We start from the raw sequence: 15194 nt of genomic DNA on the forward strand, positions 1-15194 counted from the left end.
CGCGTTCAGCCTAGAGCGAGGTAGCCGGTGCGACAGCGCCGGTGACGCATACCCCGTAGGGACACGACATGAGACGAACGAGCGCGGCGGCTGCCATGGCGGCCACCATCCTGTCTGCAATGCCCGCGGCGGCGCAGGTGGCGCCCCCGACCGTACAGCCCACGATCCAGCAGGTGCCGGTGCCCGCCAGCGCCGCGGCGCCGGTGGTGCTGCCGCAGATCAGCGAAGCGCAGGCCGCGCAGCTGGCGGCGTTGCTGCCCGCCGACACGATCGCCCAGGGGCTGAGCCTGAACCCGCGCCCCGAGGACCCGGCGGCGCGCGAACAGCTGGTGCGCGATGCGCTGGACCATGCGCGCGCGGTGCATTCGGGGCGGCTCGCCGAAGAGGATTTCCAGCGCGACTGGGGCCTGCGACCGCCAGCCTATGACCCGCTGCCGGGGTTCGCCGAAGCCGTGCGGACCGACCGGATCGCGGCGTGGATCGCCTCGCTGCCGCCGCCCTATGCGGGCTATGACGGGCTGAAGGCAGGCCTGGTCCGCTATCGCGCCATCGCCGCGGCGGGCGGCTGGCCGACGCTGGCGGCGGGGCCGGACCTGACGGTGGGCGCCAGCGGTGCGCGCGTACTCGCGCTGCGCCAGCGTTTGGCCGTCGAGGACAAGGATGTCGCGACCAGCGGCAACACCTTCGACGCGGCGTTGCTGGAGGCGGTGCGCCGGGCGCAGCGCCGCTATGGCCTCAATCCCACCGGCACCGTCGCCGGACAGACGCTGGCGGCGCTCAACGTGCCTGCGATCGCGCGCGTGCGGCAGATCATGGCCAATATGGAGCGCTGGCGCTGGCTGCCGCAGGAGCTGCCCAAGGATCGTGTCCAGGTGAATATCGCCGCCGCGGTGATGACGGTGTTCGACGGTGACGCACCCGTGCTGTCGATGCGTGCGGTGACGGGGCGGCCGGGCGACGAGACGCCGATGCTGTCGTCGATGATCCACAGCGTGGTCATCAATCCGCCGTGGAACGTGCCGACGTCGATCGCGACCAAGGAGCTGTGGCCGAAGGAAAAGAAGAGCCCCGGCTATCTGAAGCGCAACGGCTTCAAGGTGATCGACGGCACTAGGCTGCAGCAGCAGGCGGGCGACCAGAGCGCGCTCGGCCGCTTCAAATTCGACTTCGACAATAATTTCTCGGTCTATCTGCACGACACGCCGTCGCGGGCGAAGTTCGCTAGCTTCAGCCGGCTTGCCAGCCATGGCTGCGTGCGGCTGGAGAAGCCGGAACAGTTGGCCGACCTGCTGCTGAAGGGCGATCCGACCTGGACGCCCGAGGCGATCGCGGCGCAGGTCCAGAAGGGCGAGACGGTCCGCGCGCGGTTGCCCAAGCCGGTGGCGGTGTACCTGCTCTATTGGACCGCCTTTGCCAGCGGTAACGGGCAGATGAACTTCCGGGACGATCCCTATGGCTGGGATGCGGCACTTGCCGCGAAGATCGAGGCACGATCCGCGCGTGCCGTTCTGGCCAGCCGCTGACGAGGAACGACGCAGATGACACGACGCACGATTCGGATGACGACGCTGCTGGCGGCGGCGGGGCTGCTGGCGCTGGCCGCCTGCTCGCGCCCCGAGCCCGAACAGCCGGGTGGGGAAGACAATGTGGTCGAGACGATGCCGACCGCGGATGCGACGCCGGAAGTGCTGCCCTCCGCCGAGCCGGTCGCCACGCCGACGCCGATCGCCAATGTCGCGGACGTGCCGCCCGAAAAGCCGGTCGCTCCCGATGCGCAGATGATCGACGATGCCGACGCGACGGGCATGACCGCGCGCGTTTCACGGGATGATGCGCCGGCCGTCGCAGGCAACGACGCGGCACCGCAGTAAGCGACGGTCGCGTCATGACGCGGATGCCGAACCGGCGCGCGCTTCATCGCTGGGGCGTGGCTTTGGCCCTGACGGGGCTGGTCGGCGGCAGCGTGCCGGCGCTGGCGGCGCCGCGTCCGGTGTCCGAGATCGTGATGGACGCGCGCGACGGTAGTATCCTGTATGCCGAAAACGCCGGGATCGTCCGGCGGCCGGCATCGCTGACCAAGATGATGACGCTGTTGCTGACGTTCGATGCGATCGACGACGGCAAGCTCGATCCGAGCGGGTCGATCCGCATTTCCCGCTATGCCGCGAGCCAGCGCCCGTCGCGCGTCGGCTTCAAGCCAGGCGCGCGCATGGGAGTGGAGGAGGCGATTCGCGCGGTCGCAGTGCTCTCCGCCAACGATGTCGCGGTGGCGCTGGCCGAGGCGGTGGGCGGCACCGAGGATCGGTTCGCGCGGATGATGACCGAACGCGCGCGGGCGCTGGGCATGACGGACACGTCCTTCACCAACGCGACCGGCCTGCCCGGCGCGAACCTCAGCACCGCCGAAGATATGGCGAAGCTGTCGCTGGCGCTGCTGCGCGAACATCCCAAACGCTATGCGGTGTTTTCGACGCGCTCGTTCAGCTGGGCCGGGCGGCGCGTGCAGAATCACAATCATCTGCTTGGCGCGTTCGAAGGCGCGGACGGGATCAAGACCGGCTATACCGCGGAGGCGGGCTTCGCGCTGGCCGCGTCGGCGAAGCGCGCCGGTCGTCGGCTGATCGCGGTGGTGATCGGCGAACGATCGATCCAGGCGCGCGACCGGCGGGTCGAGCGATTGCTCGACCAGGGGTTTGCGGAGATCGCCGAAGCGCGCAAGGGCGGCGCGAAGGGCTGACCGCCGGCCGTCCGGTCAGCGCCGGACGGCACGCCCCCCGAAGGTCGGCACGCTCTCGCTGCCGTCCGCCGCCAGCGCCGACACCGCGAAGAAGGTGTCGTCGACCGGCACCTGTGCGATCGTCGTCTGATCCCCCTGCACGTCGCGGGCGGTGCTCCAATCCTGCGTGTCGTTCGCCCGCCAGCGAACACGATAGCCCGCGGCGCCCGGCACCGGCGTCCAGCTGACCTTCGTGTCGCGCGACAGGTCGCCCGACAGCGTTACGGTCGCCGGCGCGGCGGGGGCGGCGGCGAGGCGGGCGATCGTCGCGGCGTTGATGGCGGTCACCTTGGCCAGATAGGCGAAGTCCATTCGGTCGATCGTGTCGCCATAGGTCACGCCGCCTTCGGTGCGCAGGTCCTGATGCTGGGCATCCCAATTCTCCGCACCGACCGAGAAGCGGACGGCGGGATAGCCGCGCTTCAGGAACGGTTCGTGGTCGCCGCCGCGGCCGAAGCGATCGGGGCGGCGATCGATCACCACGTCGAGGCCGCCGGGGATGCGGCGGGCGATGCCGTCGATCACCTTGGCGAGCGCGCGGCTGGGGCCGTCGTCCTCGCCGCCATCGCCGCGGCGCCGCATCTGGCCGGGCAGGTCTTCGACCGCGCGAATGCCTTCGGAAAAGACGCGGACGCGGCCGGCATCCTTCACGCCGCCCTGGCCGATCGAATTGCCGACGATATCGTTGTTGAGCATCGCGCTGACCTGCCACCCGCGCTGCTGCGCGGTGTCGGCAAGCAGTTCGGCGCCCCACAGCCCCTGTTCCTCGGCGGAAAAGGCGACATAGACGATCGTTGCATCGAACTGCCGCTTCGACAGCAGGCGCGCGGTCTCCAGCACCAGCGCGACGCCCGAGGCATCGTCGTTGGCGCCGGGCGCGTCGTGCGTCGCGTCCATGACGTCGGTGACGCGGCTGTCGATATGGCCGCCGACGATGATGACGCGATTGGGATCGCGGCCGGGCTGGATGCCCAGCACATCCTCGACAACGACGCCATTGGGTGCGCGCGGGCCGGTGAAGCGGCGGCTGATCCGCTCGACCCGGATGCAGCCGCCGCACGTCTTGCCGATCGCGGTGAGCTGCGCCGCCATCCAGTTGCGCGCGGCACCGATGCCGCGCTTGGGGTCGGTGGTGGACGACAGCGTGTGGCGCGTGCCGAAGCCGACCAGCGCGGTCACGTGGCCGCGCAGGCGGGTGGCGCTGGGCATCGGCGGTGAGGTGGGCGTGGCAGCCGCAGCGGCTGCGGTGAGGAGCGGCGCGAGGATCATGGCCGACGGTGTGGACCGCCGCGCGGGCCGGCTCAAGAGGGAAGGCGCGGATTTATCCGGCACACCAGCGGCTTGGCCGGCGCGCTGCCCGAGCCGTCAGTGGCGCAGATGCGAGGGTACGTCGCCGCGCTGGCTGATCATGTCGATCACGCTGCTCAGATGCGCTGCGGCGATGCCTTCGCCCAGTTCGTCGAGCGTCTGCAGCGCCTGGGTCAAGAGCGCCAGCGTGTCGATGTATCGCACCACGGGTATCATCCTGGTCTCCAAGTTGTCCTATGTTATGCTAATCGAAAGCAAAATTCCATTGTTTTTTATCGAGTTCAGCTGAGACGATCGATCGCTTCGCGGGTCAGCGAGCCGGGGATGATCATGACCGGGACGGGCAGGGCGCCCGCGTCGGTGCCGGTGAAATGCGTGACGAGCTTGCCCGGCGCACCGCCGGCGGCGGCCCCCAGCACCAGCGCGGCGATATCGGGATTGGCGGCGATGATCTCGCGGATGATCCGGGGGCCGTCGCCCTGGCGCACGGTGATCGCAGGCTTCAGTCCGGATTCGGCGACCAGCGTGCCCGCGGCCGCAGTGACGAGTCCTTCGGCGTGTTGCAGCGCCTCTTCCTCGATCGTCGCCTGCACGCCGCCGAAGGCGATGAACTCCTGCGGCGGAATCAGCGTCAGAATTTCGACGCCGCCGCCGGTCTTCACGGCGCGGCGCGCGGCAAAGCGCAGCGCGATCTCCGCCTCCGGGCTATCGTCGATCACGACCAGGTAGATCCGCATGGCTGCTCCCCTTTTCCGTTACGTGCCGCGTGGATGAAGCGCGTGCAAGGGTTGACCCCCCGGCTTTGCGGCGCGAAGGAGCAATCCGCTCCCCAGGCAAGAGGACCTGCATGTCGATCGAGATCAAGATGCCCGCGCTGTCGCCGACGATGGAGGAGGGTACGCTGGCCAAATGGCTCGTCAAGGAAGGCGACACCGTGAAGAGCGGTGACATCATGGCCGAGATCGAGACCGACAAGGCGACCATGGAGTTCGAGGCGGTCGACGAAGGCACGATCGCCAAGATCCTGATTGCCGAAGGCACCGATGGTGTGAAGGTCGGCGCGGTGATCGCGATCCTGGCCGAAGAGGGCGAAGACGCCGCCTCCGTATCCGCGCCGACGAAGAGCGAAACGCCGCAGCCCGCCGCGAAGGAATCGGAAGCCAAGCCGAACCCGGCGGACCCCAACAAGACCGGCAGCGAGGCGAAGCCCGTCGAGCGCACCGTTACGCAGGCCGAGGACCATGGCCGTCCCGCCGATGCCGGTACGTCTGACAAGGCCGGCCGCGTCAAGGCGAGCCCGCTCGCGCGCCGTATCGCCGCGGACAAGGGCGTCGACCTGTCCGGCCTGACCGGTTCGGGTCCGAACGGCCGCATCGTCAAGGCGGACGTCGAGGGCGCCAAGCCTGGCGCCGCGCCTGCCGCCGCGAAGGCCGAGGCTGCGCCCGCCGCCGCCGCTGCTGTTCCGGCCCCTGCCGCCAAGCCCGCCGCCGTGCCGGATATCCCGCACGAGGCGACCAAGCTCAGCAACATGCGCAAGACGATCGCGCGCCGCCTGACCGAATCGAAGCAGACGGTGCCGCACATCTACCTGACGGTGGATATCCAGCTCGATGCGCTGCTGAAGCTGCGCGGCGAACTGAATGCGAGCCTGGAAAGCCGCGGCGTCAAGCTGTCGGTCAACGACATGCTGGTGAAGGCGCTCGGCGTCGCGCTGATCGCGGTGCCCAAGTGCAACGTCATGTTCACGCCCGACCAGCTGATCAGCTTCAAGCGCGCCGACGTGTCGGTCGCGGTGTCGACGCCATCGGGCCTGATCACGCCGATCGTCGTCGGCGCGGACACCAAGAGCCTGTCGGCGATCTCCACGGAAGTGAAGGACCTCGCCGCGCGCGCCAAGGAAAACAAGCTGAAGCCCGAGGAATTCCAGGGCGGCACCGCGTCGATCAGCAACATGGGCATGTTCGGCATCAAGCAGTTCGAAGCGGTCATCAACCCGCCGCAGGGCATGATCATGGCGATCGGTGCAGGCGAGAAGCGCCCGTATATAGTCAACGGCGAACTGGCGGTCGCGACCGTCATGTCGGCGACCGGCAGCTTCGATCACCGCGCGATCGACGGGGCCGATGGCGCCGAGCTGATGAAGGTCTTCAAGGAGCTGGTCGAGCGTCCGCTCGGCATGCTCGCCTGACCGGGGAACGCCTGCGATGACGCGTCTGGCTTTCCTGTCCCGCCTGCCGATCTCGCGCGCGGCGATGGAGGTGATCTCCATCGCGGCGGGCCTGATCGCGGCGGTGGCGATGACCTGGGCCGCCGCCTGGTCCTATCCGCTGGGCCGTGAGGTGATCTGGTGGTGCGGGGCCGCCGCGATGGTCGCGACGGTGCTGATGGGCATCGGACCGCTGCGCCGGGCCCGCGCTGCCGATCGGGTGAGCGCATGAGCGGCCTGCCGGACGGATCGCCGACGATCCGCGTCACCGCCATGCCCGCCGACGCCAATCCCTATGGCGACATCTTCGGTGGCTGGCTGATGGGACAGATGGACTTGGCCGCAGGCTCGGTCGCCTCGCGCCATGCCGGCGGCCGGGCGGTGACGATCGCCTGCGACGCGATGAAGTTCCACGCACCGGTGCTCGTCGGCGACGAGGTGTCGGTCTACGCCAGCCTCGTCGCGGTCGGCAACACGTCGATGACGATCGAGGTCGAGGCATGGCGCCGCGCCCGCCACGCCAACGAGGCGTGCAAGGTGACGCAGGCGCGCTTCGTCTTCGTCGCCACCGATACCAACCGCCAGCCCCGGCGCGTGGCGCCGTTGCCGGCCTGACATTCTGAACTCTTCTCTCCCCAAACTCCTTTCCCCAGGGAACGACCATGGCTGACACCTACGATCTCATCGTCCTCGGCTCCGGCCCCGGCGGCTATGTCTCGGCGATCCGTGCCAGCCAGCTCGGCATGAAGGTCGCGATCGTCGAGCGTGAACGCCTCGGCGGCATCTGCCTCAACTGGGGCTGCATTCCGACCAAGGCGCTGCTGCGCACGTCGGAGGTCTATCACTATATGACCCACGCCGACGCCTATGGCCTGAAAGCGGACAATGTCGGCTTCGACCTCGGCAAGATCGTCGATCGCAGCCGCAAGGTGGCGGGGCAGCTCAATGCCGGCGTCAAGGGCCTGATGAAGAAGAACAAGGTCACGGTGGTCGAGGGCTTCGGCACGCTGACGGGCAAGGGCAAGCTGTCGGTCAAGCAGGGCGACAAGACCGTCGAGCTGGAAGCCAAGCACATCATGGTCGCCACCGGCGCGCGCGCCCGCGACCTGCCGTTCGCCAAGGCTGATGGCAAGCGCATCTGGACCTATCGCCATGCGATGGTGCCCGAAGTGATGCCGACCAAGCTGCTGGTCATCGGATCGGGCGCGATCGGCGTCGAATTCGCTAGCTTCTACAACGACATGGGCGCCGACGTGACGATCGTCGAGATGCTCGACCGCATCCTGCCGGTCGAGGATGCCGAAGTCAGCGAATTTATGACCAAGGCGCTGACCAAGCAGGGGATCAAGATCCTCACCAAGTCGGGCCTCGAAAAGCTGGAGCCGGGCGCGAACGGCGTCACCGCCGCGATCAAGGGCGCGGACGGCAAGGTGACGAGCACCGAATTCAGCCACGCGATCGTCGCGATCGGCATCGTACCGAACACCGAGAATATCGGGCTGGAAGCGCTGGGCGTCCAGACGGAGCGCGGCCACATCAAGGTCGATGGCTATGGCCGGACGAATGTCGAGGGCATTTACGCGATCGGCGACGTCACCGGCGCACCCTGGCTGGCGCATAAGGCGAGCCACGAAGGCATCGTCTGCGTCGAGAAGATCGCGGGCCAGAACCCGCATCCGTTCGAGACGTGGAACATCCCCGGCTGCACCTACAGCCGCCCGCAGGTCGCCAGCGTCGGCCTGACCGAGGCGAAGGCCAAGGACGCTGGCCATGACGTGAAGGTCGGCAAATTCCCCTTCATCGGCAACGGCAAGGCGATCGCGCTGGGCGAGGCGGAAGGCTTCATCAAGACGGTGTTCGATGCCAAGACCGGCGAATTGCTCGGTGCGCACATGGTCGGCGCAGAAGTGACCGAGCTGATCCAGGGCTATGTCATCGCGCGTCAGCTGGAAACGACCGAGCACGAGCTGATGGAAACGGTGTTCGCGCACCCGACACTGAGCGAAATGATGCACGAAAGCACGCTCAGCGCCTACGGCCGCGCGCTGCACTTCTAGGATTACGGATCAGGGCTTTTTCGTCCTTGTGAGCGGAGCGAAGCAATCCAGAGCCGGACCAGGACGCCCTGCACTGCTTCGCTCCGCTCGCAATGACGGTCTGGTCCGAAAGGCTTGGTACCAAAGAGCGGAACGGCGATGACCCAGGCGTCTGATCCGCATACCGACCGCCTCACCGCCGCGCGCGTCGCGCTCGCCGTGGCGGTCCTGTTCGGCGGCAGCCTCGCGCTGTTCTGGCCGGGATACGTATCGTACGACAGCCTCGCGCAATATCGGCAGGCGCTCAGCGGCCGATATGACGATTGGCATCCGCCGGTCATGGCGCATCTGTGGGCCGTGTTCGGGCCCCATGGTCCCGCACCGATGCTGGTGCTTCAGATGCTTTGCTATTGGGGTGGCTTCGGCGCGCTGGCAGTGACGCTAACCGCGCAGGGGCGGCGGCTGGCGGCGCTCGCAATCCTGGGGCTGGCGTGCTGGCCGGCGCTGCTCGGCTGGCAGGCAGTGGTGCTGAAGGATCTGCAGATGCTCGCGGCGCTGCTGGCGGCGGTCGGGCTGATCGCGACGTGGCGGCTGCGCGGCGCGCGCGTGCCCGCGGCGGCATGGGCGGCGGCGGGGTGCCTGGCCGCCTATGCGATGCTGGTCCGCGCCAATGCGGTATTCGCCATCGTGCCCTTGGCGGCAATGGTGGCGATCCCGCCGCGCCGGATGGGCTGGCGGCTGGCGGCGATCGCTGTGGCCGTGCCGCTGGTGCTGGCGGCGGCCGGGCCGATCAACCATCGGCTGCTCGGCGCGGGCGCGAGTGGGGTGGAGCGGACGCAGGCGATGTACGACCTGTCCGGCATTGCGGTCGCGACCGACGACACGGATACCGGCCTGACGCGGTCCGAGATTGCGACGCTGCGGGCCAAGGCCTGCGTGCGTCCGTTCTTCTGGGACCCGCTGGGCGACGGCGGGCGATGCGGGGCGGAGACGGCCGGGCTGCGCGCAGCATCGGTCGGGGCACTGTACGGGACTCTGGCGTGGGCCGTGCTGCATCATCCGATCGCTTATGCTGCGCATCGGCTTGCCCATCTGAATGCGACCGATCGCTGGCTGGTGCCGCTGCGTTGGTATGGCGCGGCACCGCCCGTGGCGAACGAGCCCAACCCCTATGATTTCCACGCGCCGGGCAAAGCGGCGGGACGCTGGCAGCAGTTCGCTGGCGTACTGGTTGAAACGCCATTCAGCTGGCCGGTGCTATGGGCGGTGCTCGCCGTCATAGGGCTCGCCGCGACTTGGCGGGCGGAGGATGCGACGGGCGGAATCGCGGCCGCGCTGTTCGCCTCGGCGGTCGGGCAGGAGGCGAGCTTCGCCGTGATCAGCATCGCATCGGACCTGCGCTATCATCTTTGGGCGATGACCGCGACGGGGATCGGCTGGGTGGTGCTGGGCCGAATGCCGCGGGGCCGCTGGGCGTGGGGCGCGGTGGTCGTCGTGCTGGTCGGCGGGGTCGCAGCGCGCCTCTGGCTGCCGCAGGCGGCACAGACCTACAGCGGGATGCTCGGCTGATCGCGTGCAACTGCGGCAGCGGGCGATCGTTGGCGGCGCGCAAGGAGAGCGATGCGATGGCCGACGATCACGAACAGATTTACAAGGATTTCAAGGACGCCGTAAACATGGCGCCGGCCGAACTCCAAAAATTCCTCGACAGCAACGACAGCAAGCGCGTCGGCTGGAAGGGCGAGGACGGCGAGGGATCAGGCGAGAGCGTCGGCCACAAATCGGGCAAGCGGATCGTGGAAATCAAGCGCAAGGCGAAGGCGGACCTGACCGACGACGATTATGCGCATATGAAAAAGGTTGTCGGCTATGTCCGCCGCCATCTGGCGCAGGGCGGCCCCGACAAGGACAAGGCGCACAGCGACTGGCGCTATTCGCTGATGAACTGGGGGCACGACCCCGAAAAATAGGGTCAGGCGGCGGCCGAGGCGTTCCAGCTGCGGGCGACGAGCGCGCGGGCGTCCTCGACGCTGAGCGGACGGCTGAAGAAGAAGCCCTGCACCTTGGTGCAGCCGAGTTGCTGCACCAATCGGTGCTCTTCCTCGGTTTCGACGCCTTCCGCCGTGGTCGCCATGCCCAGGCTCTGGGCGAGGGCGACGACGGCGCGGATGATCGCCACCGCTTCCTTCACGCCGCTGGACGCGCCCTGCACGAAGCTGCGATCGATCTTGATCGACGAGAAGCGCGTGCGCGACAGATAGCCCAGGCTGGAATAGCCGGTGCCGAAATCGTCCAGGCTCAGCCGGATGCCGAGCGACAGCAGCTGTTCCAGCACCTTGGTCGTGCCGAGCCCTTCGTGCAGGAAGACGCTTTCGGTAACCTCGAGCTCCAGCCGTTCGGGGGGCAGGCGCGAATTGGCGAGCGCGGAGGCGACGACGGCGACGAACTGCGGGTTTTGCAGCTGGTCCGGCGACACGTTGACCGCGATGCGGACGGTGGACGGCCATTGCGCGGCTTCCGCGCAGGCGGTTCGGACGACCCATTCGCCGATCGGCCCGATCAGGCGCGATTCCTCGGCAAGGGGGACGAACTTTTCGGGCGAAATCAGTCCCAGCTCGGGGTGGCGCCAGCGTAGCAGCGCTTCGAAGCCGGTCAGCCGGCCGTTCCCCGCATCGACTACGGGCTGGTATTGCAGGTGGAGCTCATTGCGTTCCACCGCCTGGCGTAGCGCCATTTCGAGCACGCGGCGCTCTTCCGCCTGGACGTGCAGTTCGGGTTCGTAGGCGTGGTAGACGCCCCGGCCAGCGTCCTTGGCGCGATAGAGCGCAAGGTCGGCGGAGCGGATCAGCATTTCCGCCGTCCGCCCGTCGCGCGGACCGATCGCCAGGCCCACCGAAGCGCCGATGTAGAGCGTGTGCGCGTCGATCTCATAGGGTTGCGACAGCGTGTCGATGATGCGGCGGGCAAGCGCCTCGACCGCGTCGATCCGCGTCGCGTCGCGCACGACGACGGCGAATTCGTCACCGCCCAGCCGCCCGCAGACGGTCGAGGCGTCCATCAACTGCGCGAGCCGCGCCGAGACGCGGGCGAGCAGGCGGTCGCCGATCGGATGGCCGAGCGTATCGTTGACCGCCTTGAATCGGTCGAGGTCGATCATCATGAAGCTGCAGCGCTGGCCGTTGCGCTCCGCCTCCGCCATTGCCTGGGCCAGCGTTTCGTTGATCATCAGCCGGTTGGGCAGGCCGGTCAGCGTGTCGAAACGCGCCATCCGGGCGATGCGATCGGCGCTCATACATTGTTCGGTGACGTCGGACCCGACGCCGCGGAAACCGCAGAAGCTGCCCTTTTCGTCGAACCGCGGGCTGGCCGACACCTGCCACCAGCGCTGCTCGCCGTTCACTTCGACCGGGATGCGCAGATCGCGGAAGCTTTCGCGCGCCTTCATTTTGGCAGCAAGTTCGCGCAGCGCGTCGGAAAAGTGGCCCGTGTCCCATGCCGGGCCGGCGAGAACGCGCAGGAACGACTGGCCGTTGATCGCGATCGGGTCGAGGCCGCAGGCATAGGCGAAGCGCGGCGAGGCCTTGACGATCTGCTTGCCCGCGTTGGTTTCCCACAGCCAGTCGGCGGCGGTTTCTTCGAACTCGCGCAGCAGCAGGCTGACTGTGTCGTTCCGTTCGGCGAGCGCGATCTGGACCGCGCGGATCACGACCAGCGCGCGCGCGCGATTGAGGCAGATGACGATCAGCATGACGGTGAACAGCGCCGCCGCCGCGGCGCCGGTCGGGCTGCCGTCCAAGGCGATGTGCAGCGACACGGCGGCGCCCAATCCGCCCAGAAAGGCGATCGTCGCCAATGCCAGCGGTGCCATCGCCATCGCGCCCGCGGTCATTAGCAGCGCCAGGATCATCCAGAGCGCGTAGGTGCCGTGCGAGCCGGGTTCGACGCGAAAGGCGAAGACCGGAACCGCCCAGACGACGGCAAGCGCCACCCCTTCCCACAGCGTCACGCGGACGTCGCGGGCGCTGGCATAGCCGCCGTCGCGATGATGGGTGCTGAGGCGGCGGACGGCTACGGCCACCGACACGATCCCGACGAGCGCAGCCCAGCCGATGAGATACGGTAAAGGCTCGCTGCCCGCGAACAGAGGGACGACCAGGGCTGCGCCGATCAGATTCGCGGCCAGCAGGAACAGCGCCAGATGGCGGCCCGCATCGAGCTGTTTGGATCGGATCCGCGCCCATTGCGCGGCATCGGTGCCGTCGGTCAGACCGAGCAACTGGGCGAATCCGATTGCTTCGGAATCAACGGTTTGAGGCGGCGCGACTGTCACGCCACAGGTGTTAAGAGGTCGAAGTTTACGGATCGTTAGGGCGGCGCCGGTTCGTCGCCGCCCCGTCGACCAAATTTATGCGGCGATCGGATAGGGTTTGATGTCGCCGCTGAGGTACAGATTGCGTGCCTTGGCGCGGCTGAGCTTGCCCGAGCTGGTACGCGGCAGCGTGCGCGGCGGGATCAGCTCGATCACGCAGTTCATGCCGGTGACCGACCGGACGCGCTCGCGAATTTCGTCGCGCAGGCGCAGGCGCTCGGCATCGTCGCTGCTGCGGCACTGGACGAGAACGGCGGGGGTCTCCTCGCCGCCGGGCGTCGTGATCGCGAAGGCGGCGATGTCGCCCGACTTGAAACCGGGCAGCTGCTCGACCGCCCATTCGATGTCCTGCGGCCAGTGGTTCTTGCCGTTGACGATGATCATGTCTTTGGCGCGGCCGACGATATAGATGTAGCCGTCCGACATATAGGCCATGTCGCCGGTATCGAGCCAACCGTCGACCATGCAGGCGTCGGTCGCCTCCTGATCCCGGAAATAGCCGACCATGACGCTGGGGCCCTTGCACCACAATTTGCCGATCGCGCCGTCGGGCAGCGGCGTGCCGTCCTCTTCGCGAATCTCGACCGTCATGTCGCGCACTGGCTTGCCGCAATTGACTATGGCGCGGAAGCGCTGCGGGCGCGGGCCGTCGTTAGCGGCGAGCGAATCACCCCCGCCCGATAGCTGCGTTTCCTCGACCAGCTCGACGCGGATGCCTTCGCCCGGCGGCATCAGCGACACGGCCAGCGTCGCCTCGGCAAGGCCGTAGCTGGGCAGGAAGGCGCTCGCCTTGAAGCCCGCATCGGCGAAGGCGTCGACGAACGCCTGCATCACGTCGGGGCGGATCATGTCGGCGCCATTGCCGGCGACGCGCCAGCGCGACAGGTCGAATCGTTCGGCTGCCTTGGTCTGCGACGACATGCGACGCGCGCAGATGTCGTAACCGAAGGTCGGCGAATAGGACAAAGCGGTGCCGTCGTGGCGCGAGATCATGTCGAGCCAGGCGAGCGGGCGGCGCGCGAAATCCTCGGTCTTCAGATAGTCGGTCGACACCTGGTTGGCGATCGGCGACAGGAAGCAGCCGACCAGGCCCATGTCGTGGTACCAGGGCAGCCAGCTGATGCAGCGATCGGTGCCGTCGATCTGCATGCCGTGGCTATGCGCGGCGAGGTTGTTCAGCAGGGCGTGGTGCGTGATCGCGACGCCGTGCGGGAAGCGCGTCGAGCCGCTGGAATATTGCAGATAGGCGATCTGTTCGCCATGCGCCTGCGGCAGCGCGGCTTCCGGTGCCTCGCGGGTCACGAATTCGGACCAGTCGATGCCGTCCGTGCCTGCCAGCCGCGCGGCCTCTGCCGCCATCGCGCTCAGTTCGGGCGGGAAGATCAGCATCTTGGGGTCGCAGCTTGCCAGCTGGACGCGCAGCTGCTCGATATACGAATCGCGGCCGCCGAAGCTGGTCGGCAGCGGCAGCGGCACCGGCCAGGCGCCGGCATAGATGGTGCCGAAGAACAAGGCGGCGAATTCGGGCCCCGTTTCGGCGACCAGCGCGATGCGATCCTCGGGCTGCACGCCCGCCGCGATCAGGCGATAGGCGGCGGCGATCGCGTCGCTGCGCAACTCGGCGAAGGGATAGGGGCGCGCCAGCGTGCCGCGCGCATCGTGGAAATTCAGTCCGCGCACGCCGGTGGCGGCATAGTCCAGCGCCTCGCCCAGGGTGGCGAAATCGGCGAAGCGGCGCGGCAGCGCGTCGAGCGTCGGGGTAGGGGCCGGTCGGGGAGTCGGCGAAGCCGCAGACTGATCGGTCATCGAAATTCCTGTTCACGCGCCGCTATCACGCGGCTGTCATATCCTGGCGCTTTAACGCGCGATCAACGTTCTCATTCCGTTGCCACTGTGGCAACAACATGGCCGTGCCCGCCGAACGTCGCCCTCCGCGCCCTCTGGACGCCGCTGCGCTCGACCGGCTGGCGCTGCGCTACGTCGAACGGTTTGCGACGACGCAGGGCAAACTGGCGGATTACCTGCGGCGCAAGGTGCGCGAAAGGGGCTGGGAAGGCGAGCCAGCCGATCCGGCGGCGATCGCCCAGCGGATGGCGGCGCTGGGCTATGTCGACGACCGGCTCTATGCCGAAAGCAAGGCGGCGTCGCTCGCGCGGCGCGGGCTGGGCGCGCGACGGGTCGGCGCGGCGCTGCGTCAGGCGCATGTCGCGGACGTGGCGGAGGAGCTGGCGCCCGACATCGCCGCGCGGGCGCTGACCGCGGCGCTCACCTTTGCACGGCGACGGCGCGTCGGACCGTTCGGGCCGGAGGTGGCGGATCGTGCGATCCGCGACCGGCAGCTGGCCGCGATGCTGCGCGCCGGCCATCCGCTCGACCTGTCCCGACGCATCCTGGCGGCGCGCGACCTGTCCGATCTGGGACTCGAATCAGACGATGAGGCTGCGGTTCAAGCCTTTTTCTTGCCCTGAGCGGTCCAAAAACCCGTGAAAGCTTCGTTTC

The 15194-nt window shown here is 68.1% G+C and carries 15 protein-coding genes; 10 read left to right on the forward strand and 5 right to left on the reverse strand.

What is annotated here, in order from left to right; translation table 11 throughout:
* The first annotated feature begins 68 nt into the window (after positions 1-68).
* From ACGVWT_RS04645 to ACGVWT_RS04655, 3 genes are read left to right on the forward strand one after another with little or no spacing between them, the layout of a single operon-like run.
* Entirely contained in the window at positions 69-1523 is a 1455-nt protein-coding gene (locus ACGVWT_RS04645) for a murein L,D-transpeptidase (RefSeq protein ID WP_394425379.1), read from the forward strand.
* Between the two features lie 15 nt (positions 1524-1538).
* Positions 1539-1871 (forward strand): hypothetical protein, encoded by a 333-nt coding sequence (locus tag ACGVWT_RS04650; RefSeq protein ID WP_315461500.1) that lies wholly within the window; start codon positions 1539-1541, stop codon positions 1869-1871.
* A 14-nt stretch (positions 1872-1885) separates the two neighbouring features.
* The gene (locus ACGVWT_RS04655) at positions 1886-2737 is read left to right on the forward strand and encodes a D-alanyl-D-alanine carboxypeptidase family protein (protein ID WP_116461732.1); all 852 of its coding nucleotides are present in this window, start codon (positions 1886-1888) and stop codon (positions 2735-2737) included.
* 15 nt (positions 2738-2752) lie between these two features.
* Here the strand turns inward: ACGVWT_RS04655 and ACGVWT_RS04660 are convergent, their stop codons facing one another.
* The 3 genes from ACGVWT_RS04660 to ACGVWT_RS04670 form a co-directional block, all read right to left on the reverse strand.
* Positions 2753-4045, reverse strand: coding sequence for a M20/M25/M40 family metallo-hydrolase (locus ACGVWT_RS04660; RefSeq protein ID WP_315461499.1), 1293 nt, complete (start codon positions 4043-4045; stop codon positions 2753-2755).
* A gap of 96 nt (positions 4046-4141) precedes the next feature.
* On the reverse strand, positions 4142-4291 hold the full coding sequence (locus ACGVWT_RS04665) for a hypothetical protein (RefSeq protein WP_165800875.1): 150 nt from the start codon (positions 4289-4291) through the stop codon (positions 4142-4144).
* A gap of 74 nt (positions 4292-4365) precedes the next feature.
* The gene (locus tag ACGVWT_RS04670) at positions 4366-4821 is read right to left on the reverse strand and encodes a universal stress protein (RefSeq protein ID WP_116461734.1); all 456 of its coding nucleotides are present in this window, start codon (positions 4819-4821) and stop codon (positions 4366-4368) included.
* Positions 4822-4931: 110 nt separating this feature from the next.
* Between ACGVWT_RS04670 and ACGVWT_RS04675 the strand changes: the two genes are divergently transcribed.
* From ACGVWT_RS04675 to ACGVWT_RS04700, 6 genes are all read left to right on the forward strand, one after another.
* A complete protein-coding gene (locus ACGVWT_RS04675; RefSeq protein ID WP_315461498.1) occupies positions 4932-6272 on the forward strand; it encodes a pyruvate dehydrogenase complex dihydrolipoamide acetyltransferase in 1341 nt (446 codons plus the stop codon).
* Positions 6273-6288: 16 nt separating this feature from the next.
* On the forward strand, positions 6289-6522 hold the full coding sequence (locus tag ACGVWT_RS04680; RefSeq protein ID WP_043060329.1) for a hypothetical protein: 234 nt from the start codon (positions 6289-6291) through the stop codon (positions 6520-6522).
* Entirely contained in the window at positions 6519-6905 is a 387-nt protein-coding gene (locus ACGVWT_RS04685) for an acyl-CoA thioesterase (protein WP_116461737.1), read from the forward strand. Before ACGVWT_RS04680 ends, ACGVWT_RS04685 begins: the two co-directional genes overlap by 4 nt.
* Before the next feature lie 47 nt (positions 6906-6952).
* Positions 6953-8347 carry a dihydrolipoyl dehydrogenase gene (gene lpdA / locus ACGVWT_RS04690; protein ID WP_244055976.1) on the forward strand — a complete coding sequence of 465 codons (1395 nt, stop codon included), beginning with the start codon at positions 6953-6955 and terminating at the stop codon, positions 8345-8347.
* 138 nt (positions 8348-8485) lie between these two features.
* Complete coding sequence (locus ACGVWT_RS04695) at positions 8486-9895, forward strand: hypothetical protein (protein ID WP_315461497.1); 1410 nt, start codon at positions 8486-8488, stop codon at positions 9893-9895.
* A 56-nt stretch (positions 9896-9951) separates the two neighbouring features.
* A complete protein-coding gene (locus tag ACGVWT_RS04700) occupies positions 9952-10296 on the forward strand; it encodes a DUF3140 domain-containing protein (RefSeq protein ID WP_315461496.1) in 345 nt (114 codons plus the stop codon).
* A gap of 2 nt (positions 10297-10298) precedes the next feature.
* Here ACGVWT_RS04700 and ACGVWT_RS04705 read toward each other — a convergent pair whose 3' ends face one another.
* Together ACGVWT_RS04705 and ACGVWT_RS04710 are read right to left on the reverse strand one after the other, a co-directional pair.
* On the reverse strand, positions 10299-12656 hold the full coding sequence (locus ACGVWT_RS04705; RefSeq protein ID WP_394425385.1) for a bifunctional diguanylate cyclase/phosphodiesterase: 2358 nt from the start codon (positions 12654-12656) through the stop codon (positions 10299-10301).
* A 75-nt stretch (positions 12657-12731) separates the two neighbouring features.
* Positions 12732-14501 (reverse strand): fatty acyl-AMP ligase, encoded by a 1770-nt coding sequence (locus ACGVWT_RS04710; protein WP_315461494.1) that lies wholly within the window; start codon positions 14499-14501, stop codon positions 12732-12734.
* Positions 14502-14599: 98 nt separating this feature from the next.
* Between ACGVWT_RS04710 and ACGVWT_RS04715 the strand changes: the two genes are divergently transcribed.
* Positions 14600-15163: a RecX family transcriptional regulator gene (locus ACGVWT_RS04715; protein ID WP_315461493.1), complete on the forward strand. Its 564-nt coding sequence runs from the start codon at positions 14600-14602 to the stop codon at positions 15161-15163.
* Positions 15164-15194 lie beyond the last annotated feature (31 nt).

It is taken from the genome of Sphingomonas sp. S6 (assembly GCF_043498045.1).
Classification (GTDB): Bacteria; Pseudomonadota; Alphaproteobacteria; order Sphingomonadales; family Sphingomonadaceae; genus Sphingomonas.

Coding starts and splice junctions, on each gene's coding strand:
- ACGVWT_RS04645 (WP_394425379.1), top strand. CDS start 69: ATGAGACGAACGAGCGCGGCGGCTGCCATGGCGGCCACCATCCTGTCT.
- ACGVWT_RS04650 (WP_315461500.1), top strand. CDS start 1,539: ATGACACGACGCACGATTCGGATGACGACGCTGCTGGCGGCGGCGGGG.
- ACGVWT_RS04655 (WP_116461732.1), top strand. CDS start 1,886: ATGACGCGGATGCCGAACCGGCGCGCGCTTCATCGCTGGGGCGTGGCT.
- ACGVWT_RS04660 (WP_315461499.1), bottom strand. CDS start 4,045: ATGATCCTCGCGCCGCTCCTCACCGCAGCCGCTGCGGCTGCCACGCCC.
- ACGVWT_RS04670 (WP_116461734.1), bottom strand. CDS start 4,821: ATGCGGATCTACCTGGTCGTGATCGACGATAGCCCGGAGGCGGAGATC.
- ACGVWT_RS04675 (WP_315461498.1), top strand. CDS start 4,932: ATGTCGATCGAGATCAAGATGCCCGCGCTGTCGCCGACGATGGAGGAG.
- ACGVWT_RS04680 (WP_043060329.1), top strand. CDS start 6,289: ATGACGCGTCTGGCTTTCCTGTCCCGCCTGCCGATCTCGCGCGCGGCG.
- ACGVWT_RS04685 (WP_116461737.1), top strand. CDS start 6,519: ATGAGCGGCCTGCCGGACGGATCGCCGACGATCCGCGTCACCGCCATG.
- lpdA (WP_244055976.1), top strand. CDS start 6,953: ATGGCTGACACCTACGATCTCATCGTCCTCGGCTCCGGCCCCGGCGGC.
- ACGVWT_RS04695 (WP_315461497.1), top strand. CDS start 8,486: ATGACCCAGGCGTCTGATCCGCATACCGACCGCCTCACCGCCGCGCGC.
- ACGVWT_RS04700 (WP_315461496.1), top strand. CDS start 9,952: ATGGCCGACGATCACGAACAGATTTACAAGGATTTCAAGGACGCCGTA.
- ACGVWT_RS04710 (WP_315461494.1), bottom strand. CDS start 14,501: ATGACCGATCAGTCTGCGGCTTCGCCGACTCCCCGACCGGCCCCTACC.
- ACGVWT_RS04715 (WP_315461493.1), top strand. CDS start 14,600: ATGGCCGTGCCCGCCGAACGTCGCCCTCCGCGCCCTCTGGACGCCGCT.